The sequence below is a fragment of the Litoreibacter sp. GN1-5 genome (assembly GCF_055693805.1).
In genome coordinates, this window is the sequence record NZ_JBVFUP010000001.1 from 1,297,503 (window position 1) to 1,311,691 (window position 14,189).

Below are 14,189 nucleotides of genomic sequence, written 5' to 3' on the forward strand. Positions count from 1 at the left end.
AGAAACCAACGCCCTGAAATGCACCCTCAAAAATTACCCCCGCCAGACACGGTTTTTCCTTGCCAAATAAAAGAATCCGGGTATGTTCCGCGCTTCCTTGCCAGTTGAGGCTGGACGCCCCCGCTCAATGGGGTTAGACGCCGCCTGACTGTTGTAAGATATACGAATTCAAACGGGGCCCTGCCCCTCGAACACTGAGGTTGAGACATGGCTGTCCAGCAGAATAAAGTTACACGTTCGCGCCGGAATAACCGCCGCTCCCATGATGCGCTGGTAGCTGATAACCCGAACGAATGCACAAATTGCGGCGAGCTTAAGCGCCCACATCACGTCTGTGCTGCCTGTGGCCATTACGCAGATCGCGAAGTTGTTGCGCAAGCTGACGAACTCGATCTGGACGAAGACGCAGCTTAAGCCTAGTCTTTGTCGCAATTACAGGCGGCAGAACGCAGGCAGATATTTTGAGCAAATCCCGGACAGTCATTTCGATTGACGCCATGGGCGGGGATCATGGACCGGCAGCGGTAGTTGCCGGTATTGCCAAGTCTGCTGCAAAAAATCCTGACATCAATTTCATTATCCACGGCCAAAAGGACGAGCTGGAAAAGCTGGTCGCCAAGCGCAAGCTTGAGGATCGCTGTGATATTCGCAACGCCGCGGGCGTTGTGTCGATGGATGAAAAACCCAGCCATGTCATGCGCAACGGCAAGGGCACCTCTATGTGGTCTGCCATTGAAAGTGTGCGGGCGGGCGAAGCTACTGTTTGCGTCAGCTGCGGCAACACAGGCGCTTTGATGGCTGTGTCGATGATCCGGCTGCGCAAGGTGGAAGGCGTTAATCGCCCGGCGATTGCCTGCCTCTGGCCATCGCGCAATCCGTCAGGTTTCAACGTGATGCTGGACGTGGGCGCGGATATTCGCGCTGATCAGGACGATCTGTTGCAATATGCGCTGATGGGCATGTCCTATGCGCGTAACGGTTTCGGGATCGAGCGGCCACGCGTCGGCCTGCTCAATGTCGGCACCGAGGAACATAAGGGCCGGGCCGAGCTGAAGGTCGCCCATGATCTGATCGCCCAATCCGCCAAGACCAACGACTATGACTTCGCAGGCTTCGTTGAGGGCGGCGATATCCCCTCCGACAAGGTCGATGTCATCGTCACCGACGGCTTTACCGGCAATGTTGCGCTGAAAACCGCCGAAGGGACTGCCAGCCTGATTTCCGAGCTGCTGCGCGCCGCATTCAAGTTCAGCCCCCTCAGCCGTATCGCCGCGCTTTTGGCCTATACGTCCCTTGGACGGCTGCGCAAACGCATTGACCCGCGCCGCCAGAATGGGGGGGTGTTTCTGGGCCTCAATGGTACGGTGGTCAAATCCCACGGATCAGCGGATGCAACAGGCGTATCAGCGGCGATAAAACTGGCCGTAAAACTGGCAGAATCAGGTTTTGGTGAGAAACTGGCAGCGAGGGTTGCATCTGCCACAGGCTCGGTTCAAGGTGATGAACCGGAAGAGGCAAAGGGCATATCAGACACATGACACTCAGAGCCGTCTTGCGGGGCATCGGGCATTATCTGCCCGAGCGTGTGTTCGAAAACGCCGAGTTTGAGAAAACGCTCGACACGTCCGATGCGTGGATCAAATCGCGATCCGGGATCGAGCGTCGCCATTTCGCGGCAGAGGGGGAAAAGACCTCTGACCTTGCCATCAATGCTGCGCAGGCAGCGTTGCAAAATGCTGGGATGGACGCGGATCAGATCGATGCGATTATTGTCGCCACATCGACCCCTGACAACACCTTCCCCGCCGTCGCAACTGTGGTGCAAAGCGCCCTTGGCATCACAAACGGTTTTGCCTTTGACGTTCAGGCCGTTTGCGCGGGGTTCGTCTATGCCATGGCCAATGCCAATGCGCTGATTGTTTCAGGGCAAGCGACCCGCGTATTGGTCATAGGTGCCGAGACGTTTTCGCGCATTATGAACTGGGATGACCGCACCACATGCGTTCTGTTCGGTGACGGCGCGGGCGCAGTGATCCTCGAAGCACAAGACGGCACGGGGACGGCCGCGGATGCTGGTATCCTTGCGACCGACCTGAACTCTGATGGACGATACCGGGATCTGCTATATGTGGATGGCGGCGTGTCCTCCACCCAATCTGCCGGTGTGCTGGTCATGCAGGGCAAAGAGGTCTTCCGACATGCCGTCGAAAAACTGGCCGCAACTGCCCACACAGCGTTGGACAAAGCGGGGCTCAGTGCATCTGACGTCGCCTGGGTCGTTCCCCATCAGGCCAATTTGCGCATCATAAAAGCCACTGCTCAGAAGATGAATCTGCCCATGGATCAGGTCATCGTCACAGTGCAGGATCATGGCAATACATCTGCCGCATCGATTCCCTTGGCCCTGTCTGTGGCGCAGTCTAAAGGCAAATTTTCCCCGGTGATGTCCTCGTAATGGAGGCAATCGGCGGCGGATTGGCATGGGGCGCGGTTGTTTTACGCCTCTAACGCGTGAATTGTTGCTTAAACGGCATGATCCAACCCCTTGATATTGACTCGGAAATTGTCTCCCGCCTATCGTCGGGATTAATGTAGGGGGACACTCATGAGTGAAAAGACATTAACACGTATGGATCTAAGCGAAGCCGTCTTCCGTGAGGTCGGGCTGTCGCGCAATGAATCCGCTGATCTTGTTGAAAGTGTGCTGACATATATGTCGGACGCGCTTGTCAAAGGGGAACAGGTCAAGATTTCATCTTTCGGCACCTTCAGCGTGCGTGACAAATCGGCCCGCGTGGGGCGCAATCCGAAAACCGGGGAAGAAGTGCCAATTCACCCACGCCGCGTGCTGACATTCCGCCCCTCGCATCTGATGAAAGATCGCGTTGCCTCCGGGAATAAAGCCTGACGGTGAAGGACAGTCACATGGCCACAAAGGCACCTGACGCGTTTCGAACCATCAGTGAAGTAGCAGATTGGCTGGACATCCCGGCCCATGTGCTGCGCTTTTGGGAGAGTAAATTCGCACAGATCAAACCGGTCAAGCGCGCCGGCGGACGGCGGTACTACCGCCCCGCTGATATGGAGCTGATCGGCGGGATCAAACGCCTTCTGCACGATGATGGCATGACCATCCGCGGTGTGCAGAAACTGATCAATGATAACGGCATCCGGCACGTGTCGTCCTTGTCACAGCCGCTGGATATGCCCACAGACGCCGAAGCTGCAGAACGCCGTACAAAAAGACGCGCTGCACGCAAGGCAAAGGCAAACAAAGGCAAAGAGACGGCTTCGACACCGGCGAAAGCGTTGGAATCCGTGCAGGAAAAAGCGGGCCCGGCGACGGCAGCTCAGGAAGATGCGCTGCAACCAGCCGAAAAGGACGCACCTGCTGAGATGGCAGAAGAGGTTGCAGAAGCCCCCTTCATCGAGGTGGACAGCGACGATGCAAAAGGCGGCGACAATATTGTCAACATGCCGCAAGCAGACCGCCGCGTCACATTGGAAGAGCCAGCACAACCCGTTGAAGAAACTCCGCCTCAGCCTGAAGAGGAGGTCGCAGCCACAACAACGCCAGAACCGGACATCCCGGAAGAGCCCGAAGTTGAAGTCATTGATGATGCGTCAATCGGGCTGACTGATGCTCAGGTGAAGGCGATTGAAATTCGCAAAGCTTTGCGCAAAGCCGATCTGAGCAAGATCACTTTGGCAGGCGATCTGACAGCCCTTCATGATCGCCTGAAAATCCTGCGCGACCGGGTTGCAAATGATGTGACGCCCGATTGACCGGGACATGTCAGCGATCTTGGTCTGTAAAACGAGTTCCCCCTCTTGCCCCGGCGTGCAAAATCCGTATGAAGGGGCATTCGTCGGGCTATGGCGCAGCCTGGTAGCGCGTCCGTCTGGGGGACGGAAGGTCGCAGGTTCGAGTCCTGCTAGCCCGACCAATCATCAAACGCCCGATGGCCAGTGGCCGCGGGCGTTTTGTGTATCCGAGAGAGGCATATGACGGAATTCCCAAATGGCGTGCTGTCAGACGCGCAAATGCAGCAGATGATCACCGACGGCGCGATCCGTGCAGATGAACCGTTGCTGTCCGGTCAAATCCAACCCGCCTCGCTTGATCTGCGTTTGGGCTGTGTTGCCTACCGGGTTCGGGCCTCCTTTCTGGCAGGCAAGGGTCAGAGCGTCGCGGACAGGTTAAAGACCTTCACAATGCATGAAATCTCGCTGGAAGATGGGGCGGTTCTGGAAAAGGGCTGCGTCTATGTTGTACCGCTGATGGAACGGCTTGATCTGCAAAAGGGCATGACGGGTGCCGCCTCCGCCAAATCCTCAATCGGGCGGCTGGATCTTCTGACCCGCGTGATCACCGACAATGGGGTCGAATTCGACCGCATACCCGAAGGCTATTCCGGCCCGCTATATGCCGAGATTTGCCCGCGGTCCTTCTCGGTCGTGGCACGCACCGGCCAAATGCTGAACCAGATGATTTTCCGGGTTGGTAAAACCATCATCGAAGATGATGACCTGCGCATCTTGCATGACCGCACGCCTATCGTCTCGGGCCCGCCTGTCATTTCCGACGGTCTTGGCTTTTCGGTCGATCTGAAACCAGCGACGGGTGATCTTGTGGGCTACCGCGCCAAGCCCCATACGGGCGTCATCGATCTGGACAAAATCGCCCATTATGACCCTGCGGACTATTGGGAGGAAATCCACACCTCCGAGGGCCGCATTATCCTTGATCCCGGCGCGTTCTATATCCTCGTCTCGCGCGAGGCGATCACCATCCCACCAAACTGTGCCGCCGAAATGGCCCCTTATCTGGCAATGGTTGGTGAGTTCCGCGTCCATTACGCGGGCTTTTTCGACCCTGGCTTCGGCCATTCTGCCGACGGCACCGGATCACGCGGCGTTCTGGAAGTCCGCTGCCACGAAGCCCCCTTTGTGCTGGAACATGGTCAGATTGTCGGGCGACTGGTCTATGAGCGTATGGCTCAGGTGCCGGATCAGCTATATGGTGCAGACATCGCGTCGAACTATCAGGGACAGGGGTTGAAGCTGAGCAAGCATTTCAAGATGCCTGCTTAACCAAGACATTGCGCTGTAAATTTCTAGGCCGCGCCCAGCCGCTTTTCTACAATCTCGGCCCACCAGGAACAGCCCGCCGGAATGGCCTCGTCGTTGAAGTTGTATTCCGGGTGGTGAACCATAGCTGTGTCGCCATTGCCCACCAGAATATACGCACCGGGACGTTCTTCCAGCATGAAGGCAAAGTCCTCGCCTCCCATGACCAACGGAGCTTCTTCGCAAGCCCCCGAGACTGACGCCGCGACATCGGCCGCAAATTCGGTTTGTTCTTCGTGATTGACCATGACCGGATAGCCCCGGTGGAAATCGACCGTGGCCTTTGCCCCGAACACCGCTGCTGTCGCCTCGGCAATCTCGGTCAGGCGCTTTTCACCCAGATCGCGCATCTCCTCACTCAGCGTGCGGATCGTGCCTTTCATCTGCACTTTCTGCGGAATGACATTGAATGCCTTGCTATCCGTCTCAAACGAGGTCACGGACACCACGATCTGCTGAACCGGATCGGCATTGCGTGACACAACCGTTTGCAAGGCCAGTACGATATGCGATGCTACAACTGTGGTATCCACGGTTTCCTGCGGCTTTGCCGCATGGCCGCCGCGCCCTTCCACATAAATGTCGAACTGATCTGTCGCAGCGAAAAACGCACCGGGGCGGATCGCGAACGATCCAACTGGTTTGCCGGGCCAGTTATGCATCCCGTAAACCTCGTCAATGTTCCAACGGTCCATCATTCCGTCTTCGCACATCTCGCGCCCACCACCGCCGCCTTCTTCGGCAGGTTGGAAGATTACCACGACCGTGCCATCAAAATTGCGGGTCTCGGCCAGATATTTCGCAGCGCCCAGCAACATCGCCGTATGCCCGTCATGACCACATGCATGCATCGCACCAGGGGTTTTCGAGGCATAGTCCAGTCCTGTTGCTTCCAGGATTGGCAAAGCATCCATATCTGCCCGCAAACCAATGGTCTTGCCAGACCCATCTGTCTTGCCCTTGATAACACCCACAACGCCTGTGCGCCCGATCCCTTCCACCACCTCGTCACATCCAAAGACGCGCAGCTTGTCCGCGACAATCGCGCTCGTGCGATGGGTTTCAAACAGAATTTCAGGATTTTCGTGTAAATCCCGGCGCCATTCCGTAATTTCAGGTAGCAATTCGGCAAAGCGATTTTTAACTGGCATTACAAAGGTCCTTATAAAATTCTATCAATAAAGTTAACGCAGCCCATGATGACATCAAGGCAATTCACCAAATTTGCGGCTTTAGTCTCCGCCAAGTAGACGACGCAGGCGGTCTTTGGCTTGATCTTCAAGGCTGTCTTGCAGGTTTTGTTGCGGATCATCCTGCGCGACCGTGCCATCGTTACCGGTACCAGATGGAATTCCCAACTCATCCGCCAGCTTTTCGCGGGCTTTTGCCTTCAACTCATCTTCCTTGGCACGAGCCTGTGCTCGCAATTCTTCTTCCTTCTCTTCAGCCTTCTGGCGCAACCGTTCTTTTTCAGCCTCAAGTTCCGTATCGATCAGAGATTTCAGATCAGGGCGGAATTTGATATTGCTCCACGGACCTTCGATCAGCACAGGCACGCGGATACCGTTCGAGATCTGGTCAGACAGCGCAACCGGGTCGACCCTATAATTCACGGTCTGCGCACCGATGTTCAACTGTCCCTTCCCTGTAGCCTTCACAAGCGACGAAGCAAAATCGAGGTCCTCATTAAACAGCACCCCATCAGCCATAGTGAAGCTGCCGGTGATACTGTCGAACACGGTTTTCTGTCCTTCGCCCTGATAGGATGCATCAAGGTTTTTGATCATCCCTGCAATGTCGAGCCCCAGCAAAGCACCTTCGCCTACGTTCAGGTTCCCCTGCCCGGACAGGCTTTTCATGATCGTGTCCATCGTGTCTCCGACACCAAGGAATTTCAGGTCCATATTGGCCTGCCCTTGCAGTCGGTCATAGCCTGCAAAGTCAAACAACAGGCGCTGCATCGCCACATCGCGCGCTTGCAGATCGCCGCCAACAGACAACCCGCCGCGCCCATTAACCACAAACTGGCCCAGAACGCGGCCATCAAACACAGAGACTTTTCCAAGATCGAGCACCAGCCGCGACCGGTCCAGCGTACCTTTCATATCCGTCGGCCCCAACTGGATCGAGCCCAGATCAACCCCGTTCGCCTTGAAACTGAATGAACCATTGACCGCGTTCAGCCCGCTGACATCAAGCCGCGCGTCAGACCAGCCGCCTGCATCAACATTGGCGGCACCATCATCCTCGGTTGTATCAGTGCTCATCGCCGAGAAATCCAGCTGATCGGTCACGATCCGCGCCGTAACCTGCGGCGTATCGGTCAGGGCAATATCCATCTCGCCTGTTAACTTGTTCTGGTCGAGATCAATCTCCAGCCCGCGCAGAAACAGCTTATTGTCCGGGGTCATTGTCACATCGCCCTTGACGCGGGTATGCTGCCCCATGCCAACAGGAATGACCGGCGGCGTCTGGCCGATCAGGCCAAACAGCGCTTTTTGATCGGCAATATCTGCATCCAGCTGTCCCTTGGCCTGTACCGGATCAAGCCCGGCCTGGCCCGTAAACGCAATCCGCGTTTTGCCAACATCCAGCGAAACAGTCACATCCTGCAAACCGCCATCCAGCAGTTGTTGCACACCGTTCAGCGTGCCTTTCGCTGCAAATGGCTGCCCCTGCATCCGCGCGGACAAATATATCTGGCCAGTGCCGTTCAGGTCTGCCAATTCCAGCGTTGCATCCAGATCGGTTAACGTATGGCTCTGCCCCGCTTGCCGGTCACGAAACGAAAGCTGCCCACCGGTCATTGTGGCTTTCGGCAGCGAAAAGCTGGTGTCGCCGCCACTGTCTTCACCGCCGCCCAACTCGGTCAGGAAATCCCAATTTGCACGACCGTCCGCTGCGCGTTCCAACCGGATCACGGGGCCTTCGACATTCAACGCCTCGACCACGATATCGCCACCGATCAGCGCGGCCATGGTGACGCCAACCTCAAGCTCGCCCGCCTCCAGCATCAGCGGTTCATCTGACCAATCAGCGTTGGAAATGCTCACCCCTTCCAACACGACCCCGAGGCGCGGAAACAGTTGCGGGCTGACATCGCCTTTCAGGGTCAACTGTCGCCCGGTCATCTCTTCAAACTTGCTTTCAGCAATCCGGGCAATCCTGTCCGTCGGGATCAAAAACAGCGCCCCAACGGCAACCACAACAAGGGTTAAGAGAGTCAGGCCAATTCGTAGGATCCACCGCATCTGCACGCTCCTGCTTTTTTAAGTCAAGGCTACGACACTCACGGGCCGCAGGGCAACCCACCCTTTGCGTCCCGCGCCCTTTTCCCCTAAGCACCTTTCATGAGCACAAACCCACCCAATCTTCGCCCCGATATCGCGCCGAAACCACGCCTGTCGGACAAGCCCCGCACCAATCAACCAACCATCGGTATGGTCTCTCTGGGATGCCCGAAAGCGCTGGTTGACAGCGAACGCATCCTGACGCGGCTTCGGGCCGAGGGCTACGCGATCTCGCCGGATTATACCGGCGCTGAAGCGGTGATCGTGAATACCTGCGGCTTTCTGGACTCGGCCAAGGCTGAAAGCCTTGAAGCCATTGGCGAAGCCTTGCAGGAAAATGGCCGCGTGATTGTCACCGGCTGCCTTGGTGCGGAAGAAGACTACATCCGTGGCACGCACCCGTCCGTGCTGGCCGTCACGGGGCCGCATCAATATGAACAGGTGCTGGACGCTGTCCACAGTGCCGTGCCGCCTGATCCCGATCCGTTCATCGACCTGTTGCCCGGCAGTAGCGTCTCCCTGACACCGCGTCACTACAGTTATCTCAAGATTTCAGAAGGTTGCAACCATAAGTGCAAGTTCTGCATCATTCCCGACATGCGTGGAAAACTGGCCTCGCGCCCGGCCCATGCGGTACTCCGCGAGGCCGAGAAACTGGTTCTTGCCGGTGTGAAAGAGCTGCTGGTGATCAGTCAGGACACCTCGGCCTATGGGCTAGACCGGCGCTATGACACGCATCCTTGGAAAGACGGTGAGGTCCGCAGCCACATCACGGATCTGACGCGTGAGCTGGGCCGCTTGGGCGCTTGGGTCCGGTTACATTATGTCTACCCCTACCCCCATGTGCGTGAGCTGATCCCGCTGATGGCCGACCCGGAAAATGGCGTTCTGCCCTATCTGGACATCCCCTTCCAGCACGCGCACCCGGACGTTTTGCGCCGCATGGCACGGCCTGCTGCCGGGTCCAAAACGCTTGATGAAATCGCGGCGTGGCGGGCTATGTGCCCCGATATCACCCTGCGTTCGACCTTCATCGTCGGCTATCCGGGCGAGACGGAGGCCGAATTCCAGACCCTTCTGGACTGGCTGGACGAAGCGCAGCTGGACCGCGTCGGCTGCTTTCAATACGAAAACGTCGCAGGTGCGCGGTCGAACGCGCTACCGGATCATGTGGCCGACGAGGTCAAACAGGACCGCTGGAACCGCTTCATGGAAAAGGCCCAAGCCATTTCCGAAGCTAAGCTGGCAGCCAAGGTCGGACGCCGGATGCAAGTGCTTGTGGATAGCGTCGAAGACGACGGCGCCACCTGCCGCACCATCTCAGACGCCCCCGAGATCGACGGCAACCTGTTCATAGATGAAGGGTTCAAGGGACTATCCCCCGGTAATCTGGTCGAGGTCGAAGTGGACGAAGCCGGGGAATATGACCTATGGGGGAAGTTGGTTTGAGTTTTAAATTAATTAAAATCCAAAAATATGGTTGAAAAATTACACAAATATTCAACTTGAAATGTAACAAAATTATCCACATTTCTTAGTTTGCTTGTGTATAACATGTTTAGTTCTATTACCTAGGAGGCAACGAAATGACCATTTCCGTAAATTCTGCCGCCGAATTCATTTGTGAACGTTCTGGGTGGAAGGTAACGCAGCTATCGCTTCAAAAATCCTCTACCTTGCTCACATGGTACATTTGGGCAGGTCACATGGCAGTTTAGTTTATGGACACTTTGAAGCTTGGGACTATGGTCCGGTGCATGTAGAATTGTACCAAAAAGTTAAGGCATTTGGATCAAAACCTATACCAAACGTTTTCTGGTCTAAGGGTATTGAAAATGGAACAGAATCTAAAATTTTGGACGAAGCGTGTGATAGGCTACTATCAATGACACCAGGCGCCTTGGTTAGTAATACGCATTGGGAAAAAGGCGCTTGGGCTAAGCATTATTCAGCTGGTGCCAAAAGCATTATAATTCCAGAGGTTGATATCATTGAAGAATACCAAAAACGAGTGGGAAATAACGCCGCCTCATGAAGGTGAGGCATTACTACCAACTGCGACTGATAATGTTGCGGCAAAACTTGAAAGCAATTTACAAGAAGAGCGTGACTCAAGAAAGGAAGAGCGTTTTTTCTGGATTTTAATGTTGGTTATTGTAGGCAACGTACCTCTTTTTAATTCGTTAACATCGAGTTGGGCACTTATTCCGACCTTTTTATTAGAGCTAATATTGCTTATCGGTCTTGCAGACTGGCTAGGTGTCGACAGAGTTAAAGTATTGCTCGAAAAACTCTATGCAAAATGGCTCGATAAATAGTTTATATACTATAATATGCAAGTAATCCCTCACTTCCCCAAACACCACCGCATGATCGCCTTTTGCGCGTGCAGCCTGTTTTCGGCCTCGTCGAAAATAACGGAATGGGGGCCGTCCATCACCTCGGATGTGGCTTCGTCATCGCGGTGGGCGGGAAGGCAATGCATGAACAGCGCGTCATCGCTCGCGTGGCTCATCAGTTGCGCATTGACCTGATAGCCGCGCAGCTGGTTATGACGGCGTTCACGGGCGGATTGTGGGTCATGCATTGACACCCAAGTGTCTGTGACCACCAGATCGGCCCCCTCGACCGCTTTTTGGGGGTCACGCTCGATTGTAATGGCATCGCGCAGGGCGGGCTCCGGGTCCAGCGTTTCGGGACCGGTGAAGGTCAGATCAAACCCGAATTGCTGCGCCGCGTGGGCGAAGCTGGCAAAGACGTTGTTGCCATCCCCGGACCAGACCACTTTTTTGCCTGCAATCGGGCCGCGATGTTCCTCGAACGTCATTACATCCGCCATGATCTGACACGGGTGAGAGCGGTTCGTAAGCCCATTGATCACCGGCACATCGGCATATTCCGCCATTTCCAGCAGCGTGTCTTCCTCGAAGGTGCGCATCATGATCAGATCGACATAGCGACTTAGAACGCGGGCCGTGTCGGCAATCGTCTCACCATGGCCAAGCTGCATATCGGTGCCGGACAGCACCATCGTCTGCCCCCCCATCTGCCGGACGCCGACATCGAACGAAACCCGTGTGCGTGTCGAAGGCTTCTCAAAGATCAGCGCCACCATATGGCCCGCCAGCGGCTGATCTTCATCCGGCGCCCCTTTTGGCAACCCGTTGCGGGCCTGTTTCATGCCGCACGCGCTGTCAATGATCTGCCGCAATGCGGCCTTGTCGGTCTTATGGATGTCCAGGAAATGCGTCATATCACTGTCCTTGTCGGGGTCTTTGCCCCTTTGAATTGCATTACACGCCTGCGGGTTACAGGAACAAATTGATCGTCACGCATCACTTTTCAAAGTAAGTGCTGCCTTGTCGAGCCGATTGACGCCCTCGGCGATATCCGCGTCCGAGATGTTGAGCGCGGGCAGAAGCCGCACAACATTATCCCCGCCGGGAATGGTCAGTAGATGCTGATCATAGCCTGCATTGACTACATCCGTGTTTGTCACCTTGCATTTCAGCCCCAGCATCAGACCCGAGCCGCGCACCAACTCAAACACATCGGGATGGCTGGCAATCAGCCCTTCCAGCTTCTGGCGCAGCAATCCGGCTTTGCGACTGACCTCGGCCAGAAACGCCGGGTCGTTGATATGATCCATCACCGCAGAGCCCACGGCACAGGCCATCGGATTGCCCCCGTAAGTGGACCCGTGCGTGCCAGCGGTCATCCCCGATGCGGCGTCTTCGGTTGCCAGACACGCCCCCAGCGGGAAGCCGTTGCCGATCCCTTTGGCAACCGCCATGATATCTGGGCTGACACCCGCCCATTCATGGGCGAACAGCTTGCCGGTCCGGCCCATGCCGCACTGAATTTCATCGCAGATCATCAATGCGCCAGTCTGATCACACAGATCACGCAAGCCTTTCAGGCAGGCATCCGGCAGCGGGATGATACCGCCCTCGCCGATCACTGGCTCGACGACCACAGCCGCAATAGTGTCGTCCATCGCCGCCTGTAACGCGTCATGATCCCCGAAAGGCAGATGAATAAATCCGGGCAACAAGGGTCCAAACCCTTTGATCAGTTTCTCGGACCCGGCCGCGGAAATGGTCCCCAAAGTTCGTCCATGAAACGAGCCCGAGAAGGTGATGATGTTCACCCGGTCAGGCTGGCCTTTTTCGTACCAGTATTTCCGCGCCATCTTGATTGCGCATTCCATCGCCTCGGCACCGGAATTGGTGAAAAACATCGTATCGGCGAAGGTCGCATCGCGCAGCTTTTCGGCCAGAGCCTCTTGGTGTGGGATCTGGTAGAGGTTCGATGTATGCCACAATGTCTCTGCCTGATCCTGAACGACCTTCACCAAGGGCGGAAAGGCATGGCCCAAAGCCGTCACGGCAATGCCGCCCCCAAGGTCAAGATATCGCGCGCCATCCTGGTCGATCAGCCACGACCCCTCGCCTTTCACAAAACTCATTTTCACACGGGAATATGTTGGCAAAACAGCAGGGATCATCGCGTTTATCCTTTACGCATAGGAAGCCCAAATAAGGGCCATGTTCAGGGTCAAGTCAATTCGAAGAAAAGGGCGTGCGACAGACGCACAGGTGATCAGGCAGGCGCAATCAGCGTCGGCGTCGGTTCAGCACGGTATGTGTCTTTGTGATCATGTGTTTCGCATAACCCGACATAAACCGCCTGTCCAGACGAAACTATTTGGTGGGTCGTACAATCCGGCATCTTACACTTATACGGTGGAAAAAATTCGATGACATTCTTATGATTGACCGTCAGCACATCGTGTAGGCGCACGACACATTCGCGCCCAATTCTGGATTTTCAAAAGGATTGGATTTATTGCTAAGGAAGCACCCCTATGACACTTCTATTCAAAAGTTCCTCGCTCGTCCTGATATCGGCGATGCTTCTGTCAACGACTGCAATCGCTCAAGACGCAACTGAAGGCGCCCCCGATCTGGCCAAGATCGCGGCTTCTGATCCTGCGCTAGAGCTGCGCGAAGGCGAAGAGGGCGCGCCAGATGCCATGGTCATGCTGTCAGACGTCCTGTTTGACTTTGGTGAGGCGACAATTGCCCCCTCTTCTCTTGAAACGCTCAAAGGCATTGCTGCAAAGCTCAAGGACGTCAAAGGGCTGGAGATCACAGGCCATACGGATGACATTGGGCCTGAAGATTTCAATCTGGGCCTTGGTCAACGCCGCGCTGATGCCGTGCGGAATTGGTTGCTGGAAAACAGCGATATTGACGCCGACAGTATCACCGCCGTTGGTGTCGGGGAGGTCAAACCGATCACAAGCAACAAAACTGAAGATGGTGCGGACAACCCCGAAGGGCGTGCTCAGAACCGCCGCGTTGAGTTCAGCATTGCAGAGGTTGATGAAAGTCTTGCGCCTGAAGACGAGAGCAGTGCGACAGAAGAGCTTGTAACGGAAAACCCTGAGACTGCTGAGACTGCTGAGACTGCTGAGACTGCTGAGACTGCTGAGACTGCTGAGACTGCTGAGACTGCTGAAGATATTGCAGCAGATCAAGCTGAATCGGTTGACCAAGACGCCGGCTCTGTTGAGGAAACCAGCGCAGCAACTGAATGATTACCGTCAAGCAAAACCCGGGTCAGTCCTTGCGACATGTATGGGCCGACCCACTGATCAGACGCGCAGCGACCACCGCACGCATATCTAACGCAATCTAAACCTGCGCTCGCTAAACACCCGCTCGTGCACAACAAAAGATGGCAAGGGTCCCGCCCGGTCTGGCA

General features: G+C 55.7%; 13 protein-coding genes, 1 tRNA gene and 1 pseudogene. 11 read left to right on the forward strand and 4 right to left on the reverse strand.

Annotation, left to right across the window (positions count from 1 at the left end):
* Nucleotides 1–207: 207 nt before the first annotated feature.
* The 7 genes and pseudogenes from rpmF to ACZ1HF_RS06795 all read left to right on the forward strand — a co-directional run bounded on the left by rpmF (nt 208) and on the right by ACZ1HF_RS06795 (nt 5,094).
* Nucleotides 208–414 carry a 50S ribosomal protein L32 gene (gene rpmF, locus ACZ1HF_RS06765; protein ID WP_472656776.1) on the forward strand — a complete coding sequence of 69 codons (207 nt, stop codon included), beginning with the start codon at nt 208–210 and terminating at the stop codon, nt 412–414.
* A 17-nt stretch (nt 415–431) separates the two neighbouring features.
* A complete protein-coding gene (gene plsX / locus ACZ1HF_RS06770) occupies nt 432–1,538 on the forward strand; it encodes a phosphate acyltransferase PlsX (protein ID WP_472658998.1) in 1,107 nt (368 codons plus the stop codon).
* Nucleotides 1,535–2,508 (forward strand): annotated as a pseudogene (locus tag ACZ1HF_RS06775) (beta-ketoacyl-ACP synthase III). Before plsX ends, ACZ1HF_RS06775 begins: the two are co-directional and overlap by 4 nt.
* 97 nt (nt 2,509–2,605) lie before the next feature.
* Complete coding sequence (gene ihfA, locus ACZ1HF_RS06780) at nt 2,606–2,908, forward strand: integration host factor subunit alpha (protein ID WP_472656777.1); 303 nt, start codon at nt 2,606–2,608, stop codon at nt 2,906–2,908.
* Nucleotides 2,909–2,925: 17 nt separating this feature from the next.
* Nucleotides 2,926–3,786, forward strand: a complete 861-nt coding sequence (locus ACZ1HF_RS06785) for a MerR family transcriptional regulator (protein ID WP_472656778.1) — start codon at nt 2,926–2,928, stop codon at nt 3,784–3,786.
* 84 nt (nt 3,787–3,870) lie between these two features.
* Nucleotides 3,871–3,947: transfer RNA gene (locus ACZ1HF_RS06790), tRNA-Pro, on the forward strand.
* Nucleotides 3,948–4,005: 58 nt separating this feature from the next.
* Nucleotides 4,006–5,094 (forward strand): 2'-deoxycytidine 5'-triphosphate deaminase, encoded by a 1,089-nt coding sequence (locus ACZ1HF_RS06795; protein ID WP_472656779.1) that lies wholly within the window; start codon nt 4,006–4,008, stop codon nt 5,092–5,094.
* Between the two features lie 23 nt (nt 5,095–5,117).
* Here the strand turns inward: ACZ1HF_RS06795 and ACZ1HF_RS06800 are convergent, their stop codons facing one another.
* The gene (locus ACZ1HF_RS06800; RefSeq protein ID WP_472656780.1) at nt 5,118–6,281 is read right to left on the reverse strand and encodes a M20 aminoacylase family protein; all 1,164 of its coding nucleotides are present in this window, start codon (nt 6,279–6,281) and stop codon (nt 5,118–5,120) included.
* 81 nt (nt 6,282–6,362) lie between these two features.
* A complete protein-coding gene (locus tag ACZ1HF_RS06805) occupies nt 6,363–8,381 on the reverse strand; it encodes an AsmA family protein (RefSeq protein ID WP_472656781.1) in 2,019 nt (672 codons plus the stop codon).
* A 99-nt stretch (nt 8,382–8,480) separates the two neighbouring features.
* Here ACZ1HF_RS06805 and rimO point away from each other — a divergent pair, with 99 nt between their 5' ends.
* The 3 genes from rimO (at nt 8,481) to ACZ1HF_RS06820 (ending at nt 10,738) form a co-directional block, all read left to right on the forward strand.
* On the forward strand, nt 8,481–9,869 hold the full coding sequence (gene rimO, locus ACZ1HF_RS06810; RefSeq protein ID WP_472656782.1) for a 30S ribosomal protein S12 methylthiotransferase RimO: 1,389 nt from the start codon (nt 8,481–8,483) through the stop codon (nt 9,867–9,869).
* A 187-nt stretch (nt 9,870–10,056) separates the two neighbouring features.
* Nucleotides 10,057–10,455 (forward strand): Panacea domain-containing protein, encoded by a 399-nt coding sequence (locus tag ACZ1HF_RS06815; RefSeq protein ID WP_472656783.1) that lies wholly within the window; start codon nt 10,057–10,059, stop codon nt 10,453–10,455.
* Nucleotides 10,412–10,738: a hypothetical protein gene (locus tag ACZ1HF_RS06820; protein ID WP_472656784.1), complete on the forward strand. Its 327-nt coding sequence runs from the start codon at nt 10,412–10,414 to the stop codon at nt 10,736–10,738. The genes ACZ1HF_RS06815 and ACZ1HF_RS06820 overlap by 44 nt, the downstream gene beginning before the upstream one ends.
* A gap of 29 nt (nt 10,739–10,767) precedes the next feature.
* Here ACZ1HF_RS06820 and argF read toward each other — a convergent pair whose 3' ends face one another.
* Entirely contained in the window at nt 10,768–11,673 is a 906-nt protein-coding gene (gene argF, locus ACZ1HF_RS06825; RefSeq protein WP_472656785.1) for an ornithine carbamoyltransferase, read from the reverse strand.
* Between the two features lie 75 nt (nt 11,674–11,748).
* Nucleotides 11,749–12,927, reverse strand: coding sequence for an acetylornithine transaminase (locus tag ACZ1HF_RS06830; RefSeq protein WP_472656786.1), 1,179 nt, complete (start codon nt 12,925–12,927; stop codon nt 11,749–11,751).
* A gap of 360 nt (nt 12,928–13,287) precedes the next feature.
* On the opposite strand from ACZ1HF_RS06830, the gene ACZ1HF_RS06835 reads away from it, so the two are divergent.
* Nucleotides 13,288–14,022, forward strand: coding sequence for an OmpA family protein (locus tag ACZ1HF_RS06835; RefSeq protein ID WP_472656787.1), 735 nt, complete (start codon nt 13,288–13,290; stop codon nt 14,020–14,022).
* Nucleotides 14,023–14,189 lie beyond the last annotated feature (167 nt).